Origin of the sequence: Pseudonocardia xinjiangensis (assembly GCF_050948425.1) — a bacterium.
Taxonomy (GTDB): Bacteria; Actinomycetota; Actinomycetes; order Mycobacteriales; family Pseudonocardiaceae; genus Pseudonocardia; species Pseudonocardia xinjiangensis.
This window is the reverse complement of record NZ_CP192009.1, coordinates 7,362,703-7,378,191: the sequence shown is the minus strand read 5'-3', so window position 1 is coordinate 7,378,191 and position 15,489 is coordinate 7,362,703. Positions and strand designations below refer to the sequence as shown.

The following is a 15,489-nucleotide window of genomic DNA, read 5'->3' as shown; positions in this document are numbered from 1 at the left end:
CGCGGTTTCCCCCACATCCTACGCGCGAGGCATCGCCACAATCGCTGTCACGATCTTCAGCGCCTGCCCCCGCGGGCGGCCGGAAGGCGGGTCAGGAGAAGGTCACGAGCACGCGGTCCAGCGGCATCTGGTCCCGGTGCCGGCCGTCGCCCGGGAGGGGCTGGACGGGGAGGGGGCGCGTGGTGTTCTCCAGCTCGTCGAAGGCTGCGGTGGAGGTGATCTCCCCGGTGGTCGCGAACGAGTCGATCGTGTAGGGCACGCCTTCGGAGGTGAGCGGCGACGGCCCGTCCATCACGTGGAAGTGCAGGTGTGGCGCCGAGGTGTTGCCGGAGTTCCCGACCAGCCCGAGCTGCTCGCCCCGGGTGACCCGTTGTCCTTCGTTGACGACGATGGAGCCGTTCTGCATGTGCGCGTACAACATGTGGAGGCCGCCGCCGATGTCGATGACGACGCTGTTCCCGTCGGCCTGCGCGGGGCTGGTGGTGGCGGGGAGCGCACCGGGCTTCTGGTCGGGCAGGCCGTTCTCCACGTGGACGACGGTGCCGTCGGCGGCCGCGATCGTGCGCTTGCCGTAGATCGTGTAGTCGGCGGGGTCCGCCGGGTTCTCCCCGGTGACGGTGCGGTTCCGGTCGTCGAGCTGCTCCCAGTCCACGGCGAACCGCTGAGCGAGCCACACCCGGTTGTCGATCGGTAGCGGCGCCCGGCGATGTCGCGGGGAGTCGCAGCAGCTGTCGGCGGCGACGTAGCGGGTGCCGGGTTCCAACGGCGGGCCCAGCACGGGCGGCGGGAACGGGGAGACGGTGACGGGAACCGGGCCAGCCGTTGCCGTTCCGGCTGGCAGGCCCGGGGCGGAGACCGTGATCCGGTTGTCGAGGCGGTCGGGGACGTCGGGCCGGGCGCCGAACTCGAGCGTGACGTACAGCGTGGCCGTCTGCGCTTCGGTGAGCTGCTGGACGCCCCCGCGCTTCGTGGGCTGGGCGAGCGCCGCCGCGGCCTGGGCCTGGTCGAGGGTCTGGAGAACCGCCCCGGACGGGGCGAGCACCTCGACCTTGGTCGGGGTCAGCGTGAGCGGTGTGGTGTTCTCCAGCGCCAGCTCGTAGGTGACGATGACCTTGCCGTCGGAGCCGGTGAACGGCACCACGGGCCCTCGGGCCGTGACGAGCAGCGGCGTAAGCGCGGTGGCCGTGGTGGTCGTCCGCGTTTCGCCGCTGATCGGGCTGGTGGTGGGGGTCACGCCGGGCTCGGCGGGCTTCGGTGCTGCGACGCACCCCGTGATGACCATCGCCCCGGCGGCCAGCAACCCGGCCACTGCCGTTCCACGCCGCGACGGTGCCATCACCGCTCCTACTCGGGCGGGCGCACCGTTGTCCCCCGGCGGCGGCGCCGGACTCGGAAAAGCTCTACCGGGGGAACTCGGCTGTGGACCGGGGGCGTTACCCCCCGTCCCCGCCCCGAAGCCGTTCGTGTGAGTGGGATCGAGTGCCGCGGGAAACCCTGGTGCGTCACCGCGCGGAAGGGGATCTGGTCGACATGATGACCGTCATCACGGAAGTGACGCTCGAACGCGGCTCCGAACCGGAGTGGGACGCAGCGATGCGGGAGCGGCTGGCAGCCGCACGGGGTCGCCCGGGATGGGTGGGTGGCCAGCTGCTCATCCCGCTCGACGGGCAGAACAAGCGCGTGGTCGTCGGCACGTGGCAGAGCCGCGCGGACTGGCAGGCCTGGCACGAGGAGGGCGCGTTCGCCGAGACCCGCACCCGCATGGAGGGACTGCAGGAGGGCGAGAGCGCGATTGCCTGGCACGAGGTGGTGGTCGAGGCGCGCGGCGAGCCGCCTGCCTGACGCCGATGAGGCCGCGGTCGGGGTAGGCAGGGGTCATGGCAGACGCGAAGGCCGCCGATCTCGTGGTGCGGGCCGGCACCGTGCACACGATGGATCCCGCCGCTCCGCTCGCGACGGGCGTCGCGATCCGGCAGGGCCGGATCGTCGCGCTGAGCAGGGGCCTGGGCGAGTGGGACAGGCTGGCCGACCTGGTCGGACCGGAGACCACGGTGCTCGACGACCCCGGCCTCGTCGTGCTCCCGGCGTTCGTCGACACCCACAACCATCTGATGTTCGCGGCCCGCAACGTCCTCGGGGTGGCGGTGTCCCGGGCCCGGGACATCCCGGAGTTCGTCGAGCTGATCCGGCAGCGCGCCGCCCGCACGCCGCCGGGAAGCTGGATCGTCACTGCCGCCGACTGGCACGAGGTGCGGCTGTCGGAGCGCAGGCTGCCGACGGCGACCGAGCTGGACGGCGCCACCACCGACCACCCGGTGCTCGTCCTGCGTGGCGGGCACAACGGCGTGCTCAACTCGGAGGGGCTGCGGCTGGCGGGCATCGGGCCCGACACCGCCGACCTGCCGGGCGGCTTCATCGCGCGCGACGCCGCGGGGCGCCCGACCGGATGGGTGCAGGACACGGCACTGGAGTTCGCCCGCCGGGTACTCCCCCCGACGCCCGTCCCGCTGCTCTCGGACGGCCTGGCCCGGGCGGCGGCCGAGTACGCGGCGCACGGCATCGGCACGGTGCGCGACCCGGCCGTCACCCCGCAGGAATGGCAGGCCTATGTGAGCGCCGAGGCGGCCGGGCGCCTGTCGGTCCGCAGCCACGCGATGATCTGGACCACGCCGGCAGCGATCGGGGCCGCCGGGTCGATGGACGCCTACCTCGACGGGCTCGAGGCCGAGGACGTCCGGCCGCGCGTGGGCGCCGGGCTGGTGCGGGTGTGGGGCCTGAAGATGGTGCTCGACGGGGGTGTGGAGGCCGGCGCGCTGGAGCAGCCGTACGTCGACCGGCCCGGCTACCGCGGCGAGCTGATGTGGGACCTCGACGCTCTGACCCACGCGCTGGCCGTGGCGGTGCGGCGGGGTTGGCCGACCGGCGTGCACGCTTTCGGCGATCGTGCCGTTGCGCTGCTGCTCGACGCGGTGCGGGCGGTGAAGAGCCGAACCGGGCCGCTCCCGCCGGGGATGCTCGTGGTCGAGCACGGCGGTCTCATGGGCGACCGGATCGCCGACGCGGCCGAGCTGGGGGTCCCCGTCACCGTGCAGCAGGCGCTGCTCGAGGGGTTGGCCGAGCCGCTGGTGGCTGCCTGGGGCGCCGACCGGGTGGCGGAGATGTTCCCGCTCCGGGAGCTGATGGACGCGGGCGTGCGCATCAGCGCGGGCACCGACCACCCGATCGGTCCGCTCGACCCGCTGCGGGGGGTGTACGGCATGGTCACCCGCCGGACGCCGGCCGGGTTGCTCGGTGCCGGTCACGCCATCAGCCGGACCGAGGCGTTGCACCTCTACACCACCGCGGGGGCCCGGCTGCTCGGCGGCGGTGCCACCGGGACCCTCGTGCCCGGCGCCCCGGCCGATCTGGTCGCCTACCCCGCCGACCCGTTCACCCGTGAGCTGGACGAACTGCTGAGCCTGTCGCCAGAGGCGACGGTGGTGGACGGCCGAGTGGTGCACCTGGCCGCCTGAGAGCGACCCGCTCCTGGCGCGACATGGTCACATGTCGCTGTTCCAGAAGCCGTTTTTCAGCGATATGTGTCCATGTGACGAGTGTGGCCGCCTCCCGGGACGGGCATGCCGTCCGTGTGGAACCGTTCCCTGATCTTCCGTACGCGGACTGGCAGGACACCCGCGCGACGCTGCACCGCTACGCCCAGATCGTCGGCAAGATCCGGCTGGCGGCCAGCCCGCGCCGCAACCACTGGTGGAGCGTGCCCTTCCACGTCACCGGCCGCGGTATCACCACCCGGCCGATGACCGACGGCGCCACGATCTTCACCATCGACTTCGACTTCCTGGACCACCGGCTCGACGTCGCCGCAACCACCGGCGGGCGGTACTCGTTCCCCCTCGCCGGGCAGCCGGTCGCCGGCTTCCACGAACAGCTACGCCGCGGGCTGTCCGCCGTCGGGGCGGACGTCACGATCGCGCAGCCCCGGCCGTTCGATCTGCCCGACTCGGACCGGCCCTTCGCCGAGGACACCGAGCACTCCCGCTACGACACGGTCGCGGTGACCCGCTACTGGCGGGTGCTGAGCCAGGTGAACCTGCTGCTCGAGGAGTTCGCCGGTGGCTACTCCGGCAAGACCAGCCCCGTGCACCACTTCTGGCACACCTTCGACGTCGCCGTCACCCGGTTCGGGGACGCCCTCGTCGACCACCCGCCGTCGACGGACGCGGTGACCCGGGAGGCCTACTCCCGGGAGCTGGTCAGCTTCGGTTTCTGGTTCGGTGACGAGACGTTTCCCGAGCCGGCCTTCTACTCCTACACGTCGCCGGAGCCCGCAGGGCTGGCGGAGGAGTCGCTGCGTCCGTCGGCGGCCGGCTGGGTGGAGCGGGGCGGCAGTCACCTCGCCGTGCTGCGCTACGACGACGCGCGCGCGGAGCCGGATCCGCGAGGAGCGGTGCTCGAGTTCTACGACAGCGCCTACCGGGCGGGCGCGGGCCGGGCGGGCTGGGACATCGACCGCTGGGCGTCGGCAGGCGGCGTCACCGACCCGGTCATCGAGGCTGAGCGGCGCAGTGCCCGGCAGGCGTGACCCCTCGGCCACGGCAGGATCGGGCGCAGGAGCGGGGCGCTGAGGGAGACCCATGGATCGCGTGCTGAGCGACAGCTACTGCCCGCGCCGTCGCCTGCCGCGGCCCCGGCCGGGCGCGTCGCGCCGGCGTCCGTACCGGCCAGGACCGGGTGGCGTCGTTGAGCCGCCACCGGGCTACCCGGAGGATGCGTCGGTTGCCACGGCCAGACCGATGCCGTTGACCCACAGCCGTACCAGCGTGTCGATCGCGGTGGCGCGGTCGTGCTCCTGCCCGTAGGCGATCCACACGCGCGTGGAGTGACCGACCATCGCCGCGAGGGCGTGGCCGGTGTGCTCGGGGTCCAGGCCGCGGTCGGCGATCCCCGCTTCCTGCCAACGGCGCACGCTGCCTGCGATGCGCTCGGCGGACGCCTGGTGGAGCGCCAGCCGCAGCGGCATCAGCTCCGGGTGCATCGACACCGCCTCGTCCACGCGCAGCGCCATCGTCGCCTGGAGCGTGAACCCGTCGAAGTAGTACTCGATCGCCGCCCGGATCCGTTCCTCGGCGCGCGCCCGCCGCTCCTCCCGGGTGACTGCGGGCCGGGGGCCGGGGACGGGGACCTCCGAGCGCAGCTGCGACAGCTCCGCGAGTGCTCCGTTCAGCACGGCGGTGAAGATCTCCTGCTTCGAGGAGAAGTAGGTGTAGAACGACCCGACCGCGCTGCCCGCCTGCTCCGCGATGTCGCTGATGCGCACCGCGTGGTACGCGTCCCGTTCGAAGCACTCCCGGGCGGCGGCGATCAGGGCGGCACGGGTGCGCCGGGCGCGTGCCGTCAGCGCCCTGCCTGGCTCGCCGTCGTCGTCCGGCAACGGCGGCTCCATGCCCATGACCTCTCGATACGCCCGCACCTTCGAGCCGAAGTGGCTGTAGAAGGTGGACAGCGACACTCCTGCCTCGCGCGCGATGCCGGCGATGTGGGTGTCGGTGTAGCCGTAGGTGTCGAACATCTGCTTGGCGACGCGGTCCAGCGCGGCCTGTTGCCTGCTCCGTCCTCGCCGCACGCGGGGCTCGGTCATCGCCCGGAACCGCCGTCCCCCGTGACCCGCGACCCCCTGATACGCGGGTCACGGGGGACGACGAGGGACGCATGCCCGTTCACCACCGGAACGTACCTTGTGCCCCCCGGCCGGGTGGTGATGCGGCGCGCAGCCCCAGGTCAGTGCCCGTCCCGGGCCATGATCCGGCGGGGGTTGTCCACCAGCATGGTGCTGAGCTGGGCCTCGGTCACACCGGCTTCGCGGAGGGCGGGAACCACGTCGTCCGGGATGTGGGTGTGGTGCCAGTTCTGCGCGCCGTGCTCGCGGAAGCCCGCCGGGAACCAGTCGATGTGGCACGACGCGTCGTGGCCCAGCACGACCCGGTCGGCGAGGCCCTCCGCGGCGAGGGCCGCGACCGTCGCCACCCGCTCGTTGGCCGGGAGGAAGATGTCCAGCCCGAACCGGTCCATCCCCACGTACGAGCCGTTGCCGATCAGCGTGCGCAGGTAGTCGAGATCGGTGGTGTCGCCGCTGTGGCCGATCACCACCCGGCCGAGGTCGACGCCCTCTCGTCCGAGGACCTCCTGCATGACCAGACCTGTGCGGAGCGGGCTGCTGGTGTGCGTGGTGATCGGCACACCGGTGCGCTTGTGCGCTTCCGCCACCGCCGTCATCACCCGTTCCACGCCGGGCGTGAGCTCGGCCTCGATGGCGCACTTGAGGAACGCGGCCTTGATGCCGGTGCCCGCGATGCCCTCCGTGATGTCGGTAACGAACAGATCGATCAGCGGTTCGTCCCCGCCCAGGGCGGTGCCCGGGCCCTGGTACATCAGGAACGGCGGGACATCGCCGAGGGTGTAGAACCCCGTGCAGGCGACGATGTTGAGGTCCACCTGCTCGTTGACCCGAGCCACCCGCGCGACGTCGCGCCCGAGGCCGACCACGGTGGCGTCGACGATCGTGTCCACTCCGTGGTCCTTCAGGGTCTTCAGCCGCATGATGGCGTCCGCGATCCCCTGCTCCTCGTCCCACCAGTCGGGGTAGTTGCGGTGGACCTCCTCGTTGACCACGAACACGTGCTCGTGCATCAGCACGGTGCCGAGCTCGCCGGCCTCGACCGGCCCTCGGATCGTCTCCACCTGTCCTGCCACTTCGCCTCCGTCGTCGGTCACGCGCGCACCTGCTTGGCCGGAACAGTAACCGATGGTGACGTCAGATTCAGGTACGGATCCGGATCATCCGGTAAGTCGTGTCGGTGGACGGAAGAGCATTCGGTCGTTCCGCGATAAATGCGGTGAATTGACTCCGCGCTAACGGCCGTGCTCCAGTGGAAAAATGGGGGACCAGATCGGTGTGAACACGAATTCGGCGGACCGTCCAGTGCACTGGAGTTGCGACGAATCGACCATCAGCACCCGGCTGACGCGCGAGTACGGGCTCCGGCACCCCTTCGTGGGCGCCGGCATGGGGTTCGTCGCCCATCCGCCGCTGGTGGCGGCGGTGAGCAACGCGGGAGGCCTCGGCATCATCGGCGCCTCGCCCGATCCCCCACCGAGCCTGCCCGTGATGGCCGCCGAGCTGCGCGAGCTCACCGACGGCCCGTGGGGCGTGGACCTGATCTGCGCCGAGACCGGCATGGGTCCGGCATCCACGGACGGGCACGTCGACGCCTGCGTCGAGCTCGCTGTACCGCTGGTGGTGTTCCACCACGACCTGCCGCCGGCGCACTGGGTGCGGCGGCTGACCGATGCGGGCGCCCGGGTGTGGATGCAGGTGTCCTCGGTCGAGCTCGCCGCGGGCGCGGTCGGGCTCGGCGTCGTCGGCCTGGTCGCGCAGGGCGTGGAGGCGGGCGGCCACGCCCGCGGGGTGGTCCCGCTGCACGACCTGCTCGCCGAGATCCGGGGCCGGTTTCCCGAGCAGCTGCTCCTCGCGGCGGGCGGCATCGCCGACGGGGTGGCCGCCGCTGCCGCGCTGCGGGCGGGCGCCGACGGGGTGTGGGTCGGAACCCGGCTCGTCGCGTCCGCCGAGAGCCCCGCTCACCCCGAGTACAAGCGGCGGCTGGTGGACGCCGCCGGGCCGCCCGTGGTGACCACGGCCTTCGGACCGGAGTGGCCGGCGCATCGGTACCGCCTGCTGCCGACCAGGGCCGTCGCCGAGTGGGCCGGTCGGGAGAGCGAGATCCCCGACCCCCCGCCCACCGGAGTGATCGGCCACACCACCCTGTTCCCGCACAGCGCGCGGATCCCGTACGACATGCCGACGTTCAGCGCGATCCCGCCCACGGTCGACACCACCGGGGAGTGGGAGGAGATGGTGTTCCCGGCGGGGGCAGGCGTCGGTCTGGTCCGCGACGTCCAGCCCGTCGAGCAGATCGTCACCGGCATGATGAGCGAGGCACACCGTCTGCTCTCGACGAGCTGAGTGCGTGTGCGGGGAACTGCACGCACCGCGAAGGAGGAGACCGTGGCGGACGCACGACAGCGGGCGCAGGAGTTCTGCGATCGGTTCGGCCTGCGGCTGCCGATCCTGCAGGCTCCGATGGCAGGAGCCTGTCCACCCGAGCTGGCCGTCGCGGTGGCCGAGGCGGGCGGGATGGGTGGCGCCGGCGTGCTGCAGTTCGCCCCGTTGCGCATCGCGGAATGGGTGGAGCAGTTCCGCGCCGGATCCTCGGGTGCACTGCAGCTGAACATCTGGATCCCGGAACCGCCCGTCGCCGACCCCGACGAGCGGGAGCGCCGGGTCGCGGAGGCCCGCGAGTTCCTCGGGCGGTTCGGGACGCCGGACGACGCCCCCGGGCCACCGCCCCCGGCGTTCGATGCGCAGTGCGAGGCCATGCTGGCCGCCCGGCCCACGGTGATCTCCTCGATCATGGGTGTCTTCGAGCCGGACTTCGTCCGCCGGTTGCACGAGCAGGGGATCGCCTGGTTCGCCTGCGCCACCACGCTCGACGACGCGCTCACCGCCCAGGAGGCCGGCGCCGATGCGATCGTGGCGCAGGGCATGGAGGCGGGCGGCCATCGGGGCAGCTTCGACCAGGAGGCGGCCGAGCGCACCGACGTCGGCCTCTTCGCCCTGCTTCCCCGGTTCGCCGACCACCTGCAGGTGCCGATCATCGCCGCGGGCGGGATCGCCGACGGGCGCGGGGTCGCTGCGGCGCTGGCGTTGGGCGCGAGCGCGGTACAGGTGGGCACCGCGTTGCTGCGCTGCCCCGAGACGGGAACCAGCAAGGAGTGGGCCGCGTCGCTGGACGGCCTGGCTCCGGAGGCCACCGTGGCCACGCGGGCCTACTCCGGCCGGCTGGCGCGGGCGGCCCCCACGCCGTACGTACGGTCCTGGACCGAGCCGGGCGCGCCACGTCCGGCGCCGTTCCCGGATCAGCTCCGACTCGTCGGGCAGCTGCGGCGGGGTGAACCGGACGGCATGGACGAGGTCAACCACTGGGCCGGGCAGAGCGCTGCGCTCGCCACCGAGGAGCCGGCGGGTGAGGTGGTGGCCCGGATGTGGCGCGACGCGTCCGGCCTGCTCGCCTGACCCGGGGTCAGGAATCCGGGAAGCACCAGCGGGTCTGGCTGTAGGGGCCCTTCCCGAACCCGAAGACCGTGGCGGGCTCGATCCGGAACACGAGCGCCAGAGCGTGCCCGCCCTCGAACCCACCGTCGCGGACCTCGAAGTGCCACTCGCTGCCGTACTTCTTCTCCCACGCGTCGGCGAGGACCTGCAGCCGCTCCGGGTCGGTCACGCGTTCGGCCCGTCCCTCCACGGACAGGTCGAGCCCCCCGTGCAGGGCGTTGGTGCCGGTGGTGAGCACGACGTGCGGGTTGGCCGCGATGTTGCGTGCCTTCTGCTCGACCTCGCCCGTGCAGATGTGCAGCGCGCCGTCGAGCCACACGGTCAGCAGCGGCGTGACGTGGGGCCGGCCGTCAGGTCGCACCGTGGAGAGCCAGGCGACCTCTGCCGCCGCGAGGTGCTCCTGGGCCGTGGACCACGGGGTGGGAACGGCCTCCGCATCGCCGTAACGGTGGTCGATCTGCGTGGTCGGCTCGGTGCTCGGCATCCCGTGTCCTCTCCTGGCGTGGTCGTCGTCGCGATGGGGACCACGCCGGGCGGTGGTTCTCATCGGTGCCGGGTGATGCGTCCGGAAGACCCGTCCTGCGTGTGACCCTCGCCCCGGCGGGTCACCCCCTGCCTTGACCGCCGTGAGGGACGCGCCGACGATCGGAGCGAACCCTCCAGGCGGGAGACACGGTGTTCCCCGGAACCTTCGCGGCGCTCACGCCGGACAAGCCGGCAGTGGTCATGTCCGACACGGGCGCCGTGATGACGTACGCCGAGCTCGACGAGCGCTCCGTCCGGCTTGCGCACGTGCTCCACGACGCCGGGCTGCGTCCCGGCGACGTCGTCGCACTCCTCGCGGAGAACATCGCGGAGTTCTGGGTGGTCTACTGGGCGGCGCTGCGCAGCGGCCTCTACTTCACCCCGATCAACCGGCACCTGTCGGTACCGGAGATCACCTACATCGTGACCGACTGCGGTGCGAAGGCCCTGGTCGTCTCGGCGGCGATGGCCGAGGCGACCCCCGGGCTGCCCGGCCGGACCCCCGGCGTGGCGCTCCACCTGGCGATGGGCGGCCCGCAGGACGGGTACGACGACTACGAGGCCGCACTGACCGCCGCGTCCCACGAGCCGTCCGCCGACCAGCCGCGCGGTGCCACCCTGCTGTACTCCTCGGGCACCACGGGGCAGCCCAAGGGGATCCGGCCGCCGCTGCCGGGCGAGCAGATCGACGCCAACGTCCGGCCCGCGGCCCGGGTCCTGCGCGAAGCCCACGGTTACGACGCCGACACCGTCTACCTGTGCCCGGCGCCGCTCTACCACGCCGCGCCGCTGGCGTTCTGCGGGACCGTCCACGCCACCGGAGGCGCGGTCGTGGTCATGCCCCGGTTCGACGCCGCGACTGCGCTGGAGGCGATCGAGCGGCACCGGGTGACCCACAGCCTGTGGGTGCCGACCATGTTCGTCCGGATGCTCAAGCTGCCCGACGACCGGCGGTCGGCCCACGACCTGTCCTCGCACCGGCTCGCCCTCCACGGCGCCGCACCGTGCCCCGTCGAGGTCAAGCGGAAGATGATCGAGTGGTGGGGCCCGATCCTGCACGAGTACTTCGCCTCCAGCGAGGGGCTGGGAATGACGTTGATCGACTCGGCGGAGTGGCTGCGGAAGCCCGGGTCCGTCGGGCGCCCGGCGTTCGGCATCCTGCACGTCTGCGACGACGCCGGGAAGGAGCTCCCCACCGGCGAGGTGGGGCTCGTCTACGTGGAGCGCGACGTGTTCCCGTTCACCTACCACAACGACCCGGAGAAGACCCGCCGGTCGCAGCACCCGGAACACGCCAACTGGGGGACCACCGGCGACATCGGCTACCTGGACGAGGACGGCTACCTCTTCCTCACCGACCGCAAGGCGTTCGTGATCATCTCCGGTGGGGTGAACATCTACCCGCAGGAGGTCGAGAACGCACTGGCGCTGCACCCCGCGGTGCTCGACGTCGCGGTCTTCGGCATCGCCGACGCGGACATGGGGGAGCAGGTGAAGGCCGTGGTCCAGCCCGCCGCAGGCGTCCCGGCCGGGCCGGAGCTGGCGGGGGAGCTGATCGCCTACCTCCGCGAGCGGATCGCGCACTACAAGGTCCCGCGCAGTATCGACTTCGCCGGTGCGCTCCCGCGCAGCGAGGCCGGCAAGCTCCAGAAGGGCAAGCTCCGTGCGAACTACCCGTCGTCGGTCTGACGGCCGGTCGTCACGACGAGCGTGATCGACGAGGGGTGGTTACCGTCGATCGGCTCGCCGACGGGGCGGGCCGCGCGGGCGGGACCCGGTCGTCACGGTTGCGCGCTGACGGCGACCGGTGGCGAGGGGCACGATGAGCGGAGGCGCTGAGGCGGCGCGTGGCGAGCGCGGTGTCCTGCGTCGCCTGACCCTGGCCACGGCGTGGGGTGAAGGGCTCGACGGCTACGACCTCGGCGTGCTCAGCGTGGTCCTCCCGTTGATCGCCACCAGCATGCACATCTCCCCGCTCTGGGCCGGGCTGATCGGCGCCTCCTCGTTGATCGGGATCTTCCTGGGCTCCCCGATCGTGGGCTACCTGACCGACCGCTTCGGCCGCAGGCGCCTGTTCCTGATCGACATCGTCGCCTTCGTCGTCCTCGGCCTGCTGCAGGCAGTGGTGACCGAGCCGTGGCAGCTCTTCGTCGTGCGGCTGCTCCTCGGTGTCGCGATCGGGGCGGAGTACGCCATCGGCGCCGCGATGCTCGCCGAGTTCGCCCCGACGCGGGGACGCGGGCGCAGGCTGTCGAAGCTGCTGGTGTTCTGGTACGGCGGCTACCTGGTGTCCGTCGTGGCCGCCTACGCCCTCGTCGACCTGGCCGGCTGGAGCTGGCGGTGGGTGCTGGTGACGAGCGCGGTGCCCGCCCTCGTGGTGCTGGCACTGCGCATCGGGCTGCCCGAGTCGCCGCGATGGCTGATGCACCAGGGGCGCGTCGACGAGGCCCGCGCCATCGTCGACCGCCATCTCGGGGGAGAGGCGCACTTCCACGGCGAGGAGTACGGCCTGGAGAAGCCGGGTGCCGGCTGGCGCGACCTGTTCGCCCCCGGTCTGCGCCCGCGCACGATCTTCGTCTGCACGTTCTGGGCCTGCCTGGTGGCTCCCTACTTCGCCATCTTCACCTTCGCGCCGCAGGTGTTCGCCGCGCTCCAGCTGGCGGACCCCCGGGCGGGCACGATCGCGGCGAACGCCATCGCCGCGGTGGGAGCCGTGGTGGGCATGCTGACGATCGAGCGGATGGGGCGTCGCAGGCAGCTCATCGGGCCCTTCTGGATCATGGCAGCGGCCCTGCTCGTGGTCGGGGTGTGGACCCACGCCCCCGCGCTGGTGATCGTGGTCTGCTTCGCGCTGTTCTCGTTCTTCAACGCCCTGTCGGGCAACCTGACCGCCGTCTACCCGATCGAGGTGTTCCCCACCGACGTCCGGTCCACCGGGGTGGGCATCGCCTCCGCGTTCAGCCGGATCGGAGCCGCCATCGGGACGTTCCTGCTCCCGGTCGGGATCTCCACCATCGGCATCGGCGCCTCGATGGTCATCGGCGCGGCGCTCTGCGCGGTCGGTGCGCTCGTCTCCCAGACGCTCGCCCCGGAGACCACGGGCCTGACGCTGACGAGGACCGCGTCCGTCACGGGAGAACCGGCCGCCAGGAACCCCTGACCGGCCCCCACCCCCGCGAGTCGCCCCTTTCCCGTCCGCGAGTCGCCCGCCCCGAGCGCGCGAGTCGCCCGTTCCGCGTGCGGCAGCGGGCGCAGTGCACTGCGCCGTGGAGCGGACCGCAGACCGGCCGGCACTGCACTGAAGAGCCGATGTGCCGGCACGGCGGCCGCGCGTAGCGTGTTCGGTCAACTCTGTGCGGCAGTGCCGACACCGGGCCGCCGTCCGGCCCGCGACGCCGGCTCTCGGAGCAGGCAGCCAGGCAAAGGGGCCGAACCCATGGACGTCGCCACCCGTGATGGCTCGCAGGAACATCTGCCGGACGCCGCCGTGACCGAGCTGATGTCCCGGCTGAGGGGTTCGCTCGTCACGGCCGAGGACCCGGCGGCCGCGGCCGAGCCGTGCGAGGTGTGGAACGCGATGCACGCGGACCGGCCCGCGGTGTCGGCCCGCTGCTCCGGAACCGCCGACGTCGTGGACGCGGTGAACTTCGCCCGCGACCACGGGCTGCTGCTGGCGGTCCGCGGCGGCGGCCATTCGGTGGCCGGGTTCTCGACGGCCCGCGACGGCATGCTCGTCGACCTCTCCGCGATGCGGGGCGTGCAGGTCGATCCCGACCGCCGGCTGGTGCGGGTGCAGGCCGGAGCCCTGCTCGGTGACGTCGATCGCGAGACGCAGGCCTTCGGCCTGGCCACCCCGCTGGGCCGGGTCTCCGAGACGGGCGTGGCCGGGCTGACGGTGGGCGGGGGCTACGGGCACCTCCAGAACCGGCACGGGCTGTCCTGCGACAACGTCGTGGCGGCGCAGGTGGTGTGCGCCGACGGCACGATCCGCACGGCTTCCGCCGGCACCCACCCCGACCTGTACTGGGCCATCCGCGGGGGCGGGGGCAACTTCGGGATCGTCACGTCGTTCACCTTCCGCCTGCACCCGCTGGGCCCGGTGGTGGCGTTCGCCGGCACGTTCTACCCGCTCGAGGACCTCGCGGACGTCGAGCGCCGGTGGCGGGACCACGTCGTCTCCACACCCGACGCGGTCACCTCGTTCATCGTCACGATGACGTTCCCCGCCGCTCCCGGGATGCCCGACGTGGTCCACGACCGGCCGGTCGCGATCGTCGGCGGGGTGTACTCCGGGAACCCGGACGAGGGCATGCGGGTCATGCAGCCCCTGCGCGAGCTGGGCACGCCGCTGTTCGACATGTCCCAGCCGATGCCGTACTCCGTGGTGCAGGCGGCGTTGGACCCGATCTTCCCGCGCCGGACGCTGCGCGCGTACTGGAAGTCGCAGTACCTCGACGAGCTCACCGACGACGCCGTCGACGCCATCGCCGGGCGGGCGCTCGACCGGCCCGCCCCGCAGACCCTGGTCAACACCTTCCACATCGGCGGTGCCGTGCATGCCGTGGGGCCGGAGGAGACCGCCTTCGCGGAACGGTCCTCCCCGTTCATGGTGTCGGTGGACACGATGTGGACCGACCCGGCGCAGGACGCCTCGGCGATCGCCTGGGGCCGCGCCGCGTGGGAGGAGCTGGGCAAGTTCGGCAACGGCAACGTCTTCCTGAACTTCACCGGCCTCGCCGACGAACCGGTGCAGGCGGGGGTGGACAGCGCGTTCGGGCGCAACCTGCGACGCCTCGGGCAGATCAAGGCGGTGTACGACCCGGAGAACCTGTTTCAGGTGAACAACAACATCGTGCCCACGCCGTAGGGCGTGTCACACGTCGTACGCCTCGGGGTCGCGCGCGAGCACCGAGCGCCCGCCGTCGACCGGGACGGTGGCACCGGTGACGAAGCTCGACTCGTCGGACAGGAGGTGGGCGATGGTGGCGGCGACCTCGTCCGGCCTGCCGACCCGCCCGACGGGGTGCAGGAGGCGCATCTCCTCCTCCACCCGGGCGGCCGCGGCCGGCCCGAGCTCGCGCAGCAGGGCCGTGTACCGCTCGGTGGTGACCGAGCCCAGTGCCACCGCGTTCACCCGCACCCCGCGGGGCCCGTACTCGACCGCGGCGGCCCGCGTCAGCCCTTCGATCCCGGCTTTCGCGGTGACGTACGGCGTGCAGCCGGGTACCGCGCGCCCGGCCTGATGGGAGGACACGTTGACGATCGCCCCGCCGGTGCCGGCCGCGAGGAAGCGCCGGACGGCGACGGTGCAGCCGACCACGGCCGGTGCGAGGTTGGCCGCCACCAGGTCGAGAACGTGACTCGCCGGTGAGCTGTGGAGGGAGGCGTCGCGGAACACCGCGGCGTTGTTGACCCAGCCGGCGAGCGGGGCGAGCTCCTCCGCGCGGTCGGCGGCGTGCTCGGCCACCGCCTCGTCACCGGCGTCGCCGACGACCCCGACCGCGGCGGGGTTCCCGGCGAGCCAGCCCGTGGCCGCGGGATCGAACTCGACGGCGACGACGTGGCCGCCGTCGCGCAGGAGCCGCTCGACCACCGCTCGTCCGACGCCGCGACCGCCACCTGTGACGACATAGGAACGGGCCGCGTCGCTCCTCGTCACCCGCACCACCCTAGGACCGGACGAACCGGCCACCGCGGGACACTGTGACCGATGTTGCAAATCCGTGATGTGCGCTCGGATGCAGCAATGGCACCCGCCGCCCGAGGACCCGTCGAAACACGCAGTGAGCAGGAAG

At 72.5% G+C, this 15,489-nt stretch carries 13 protein-coding genes; 8 read left to right on the top strand and 5 right to left on the bottom strand.

The window, feature by feature from the left end; genetic code table 11:
* Positions 1-91 precede the first annotated feature (91 nt).
* Positions 92-1,336 carry a M23 family metallopeptidase gene (locus ACQPZA_RS34845; RefSeq protein WP_433276546.1) on the bottom strand — a complete coding sequence of 415 codons (1,245 nt, stop codon included), beginning with the start codon at positions 1,334-1,336 and terminating at the stop codon, positions 92-94.
* 194 nt (positions 1,337-1,530) lie between these two features.
* Here ACQPZA_RS34845 and ACQPZA_RS34840 point away from each other — a divergent pair, with 194 nt between their 5' ends.
* From ACQPZA_RS34840 to ACQPZA_RS34830, 3 genes are all read left to right on the top strand, one after another.
* Entirely contained in the window at positions 1,531-1,842 is a 312-nt protein-coding gene (locus ACQPZA_RS34840; protein ID WP_433276545.1) for an antibiotic biosynthesis monooxygenase family protein, read from the top strand.
* Positions 1,843-1,877: 35 nt separating this feature from the next.
* On the top strand, positions 1,878-3,512 hold the full coding sequence (locus ACQPZA_RS34835; RefSeq protein WP_433276543.1) for an amidohydrolase: 1,635 nt from the start codon (positions 1,878-1,880) through the stop codon (positions 3,510-3,512).
* 116 nt (positions 3,513-3,628) lie between these two features.
* Positions 3,629-4,582 carry a DUF5996 family protein gene (locus ACQPZA_RS34830; RefSeq protein ID WP_433276541.1) on the top strand — a complete coding sequence of 318 codons (954 nt, stop codon included), beginning with the start codon at positions 3,629-3,631 and terminating at the stop codon, positions 4,580-4,582.
* A gap of 174 nt (positions 4,583-4,756) precedes the next feature.
* On the opposite strand, the gene ACQPZA_RS34825 is transcribed toward ACQPZA_RS34830, so the two are convergent.
* Complete coding sequence (locus ACQPZA_RS34825) at positions 4,757-5,638, bottom strand: TetR/AcrR family transcriptional regulator (RefSeq protein ID WP_433276539.1); 882 nt, start codon at positions 5,636-5,638, stop codon at positions 4,757-4,759.
* Positions 5,639-5,778: 140 nt separating this feature from the next.
* Complete coding sequence (locus tag ACQPZA_RS34820; protein ID WP_433276537.1) at positions 5,779-6,771, bottom strand: phosphotriesterase family protein; 993 nt, start codon at positions 6,769-6,771, stop codon at positions 5,779-5,781.
* A 208-nt stretch (positions 6,772-6,979) separates the two neighbouring features.
* Here ACQPZA_RS34820 and ACQPZA_RS34815 point away from each other — a divergent pair, with 208 nt between their 5' ends.
* On the top strand, positions 6,980-8,020 hold the full coding sequence (locus ACQPZA_RS34815; RefSeq protein WP_433276534.1) for an NAD(P)H-dependent flavin oxidoreductase: 1,041 nt from the start codon (positions 6,980-6,982) through the stop codon (positions 8,018-8,020).
* A gap of 42 nt (positions 8,021-8,062) precedes the next feature.
* On the top strand, positions 8,063-9,130 hold the full coding sequence (locus ACQPZA_RS34810; protein ID WP_433276531.1) for an NAD(P)H-dependent flavin oxidoreductase: 1,068 nt from the start codon (positions 8,063-8,065) through the stop codon (positions 9,128-9,130).
* A gap of 7 nt (positions 9,131-9,137) precedes the next feature.
* On the opposite strand, the gene ACQPZA_RS34805 is transcribed toward ACQPZA_RS34810, so the two are convergent.
* Positions 9,138-9,653 carry a pyridoxamine 5'-phosphate oxidase family protein gene (locus ACQPZA_RS34805; protein ID WP_433276528.1) on the bottom strand — a complete coding sequence of 172 codons (516 nt, stop codon included), beginning with the start codon at positions 9,651-9,653 and terminating at the stop codon, positions 9,138-9,140.
* A 191-nt stretch (positions 9,654-9,844) separates the two neighbouring features.
* Here ACQPZA_RS34805 and ACQPZA_RS34800 point away from each other — a divergent pair, with 191 nt between their 5' ends.
* From ACQPZA_RS34800 to ACQPZA_RS34790, 3 genes are all read left to right on the top strand, one after another.
* Positions 9,845-11,383 carry an acyl-CoA synthetase gene (locus tag ACQPZA_RS34800; RefSeq protein ID WP_433276526.1) on the top strand — a complete coding sequence of 513 codons (1,539 nt, stop codon included), beginning with the start codon at positions 9,845-9,847 and terminating at the stop codon, positions 11,381-11,383.
* Positions 11,384-11,516: 133 nt separating this feature from the next.
* Positions 11,517-12,854 carry an MFS transporter gene (locus ACQPZA_RS34795; RefSeq protein WP_433276524.1) on the top strand — a complete coding sequence of 446 codons (1,338 nt, stop codon included), beginning with the start codon at positions 11,517-11,519 and terminating at the stop codon, positions 12,852-12,854.
* 276 nt (positions 12,855-13,130) lie between these two features.
* Complete coding sequence (locus ACQPZA_RS34790) at positions 13,131-14,561, top strand: FAD-binding oxidoreductase (RefSeq protein ID WP_433276521.1); 1,431 nt, start codon at positions 13,131-13,133, stop codon at positions 14,559-14,561.
* A 6-nt stretch (positions 14,562-14,567) separates the two neighbouring features.
* On the opposite strand, the gene ACQPZA_RS34785 is transcribed toward ACQPZA_RS34790, so the two are convergent.
* Positions 14,568-15,353 carry an SDR family NAD(P)-dependent oxidoreductase gene (locus tag ACQPZA_RS34785; protein WP_433276519.1) on the bottom strand — a complete coding sequence of 262 codons (786 nt, stop codon included), beginning with the start codon at positions 15,351-15,353 and terminating at the stop codon, positions 14,568-14,570.
* Positions 15,354-15,489 lie beyond the last annotated feature (136 nt).

What these genes read in the sequence shown, in the direction of transcription:
- ACQPZA_RS34845 (WP_433276546.1), bottom strand. Translation starts at nt 1,336, where the DNA reads ATGGCACCGTCGCGGCGTGGAACGGCAGTGGCCGGGTTGCTGGCCGCC.
- ACQPZA_RS34790 (WP_433276521.1), top strand. Translation starts at nt 13,131, where the DNA reads ATGGACGTCGCCACCCGTGATGGCTCGCAGGAACATCTGCCGGACGCC.
- ACQPZA_RS34825 (WP_433276539.1), bottom strand. Translation starts at nt 5,638, where the DNA reads ATGACCGAGCCCCGCGTGCGGCGAGGACGGAGCAGGCAACAGGCCGCG.
- ACQPZA_RS34805 (WP_433276528.1), bottom strand. Translation starts at nt 9,653, where the DNA reads ATGCCGAGCACCGAGCCGACCACGCAGATCGACCACCGTTACGGCGAT.
- ACQPZA_RS34795 (WP_433276524.1), top strand. Translation starts at nt 11,517, where the DNA reads ATGAGCGGAGGCGCTGAGGCGGCGCGTGGCGAGCGCGGTGTCCTGCGT.
- ACQPZA_RS34835 (WP_433276543.1), top strand. Translation starts at nt 1,878, where the DNA reads ATGGCAGACGCGAAGGCCGCCGATCTCGTGGTGCGGGCCGGCACCGTG.
- ACQPZA_RS34840 (WP_433276545.1), top strand. Translation starts at nt 1,531, where the DNA reads ATGATGACCGTCATCACGGAAGTGACGCTCGAACGCGGCTCCGAACCG.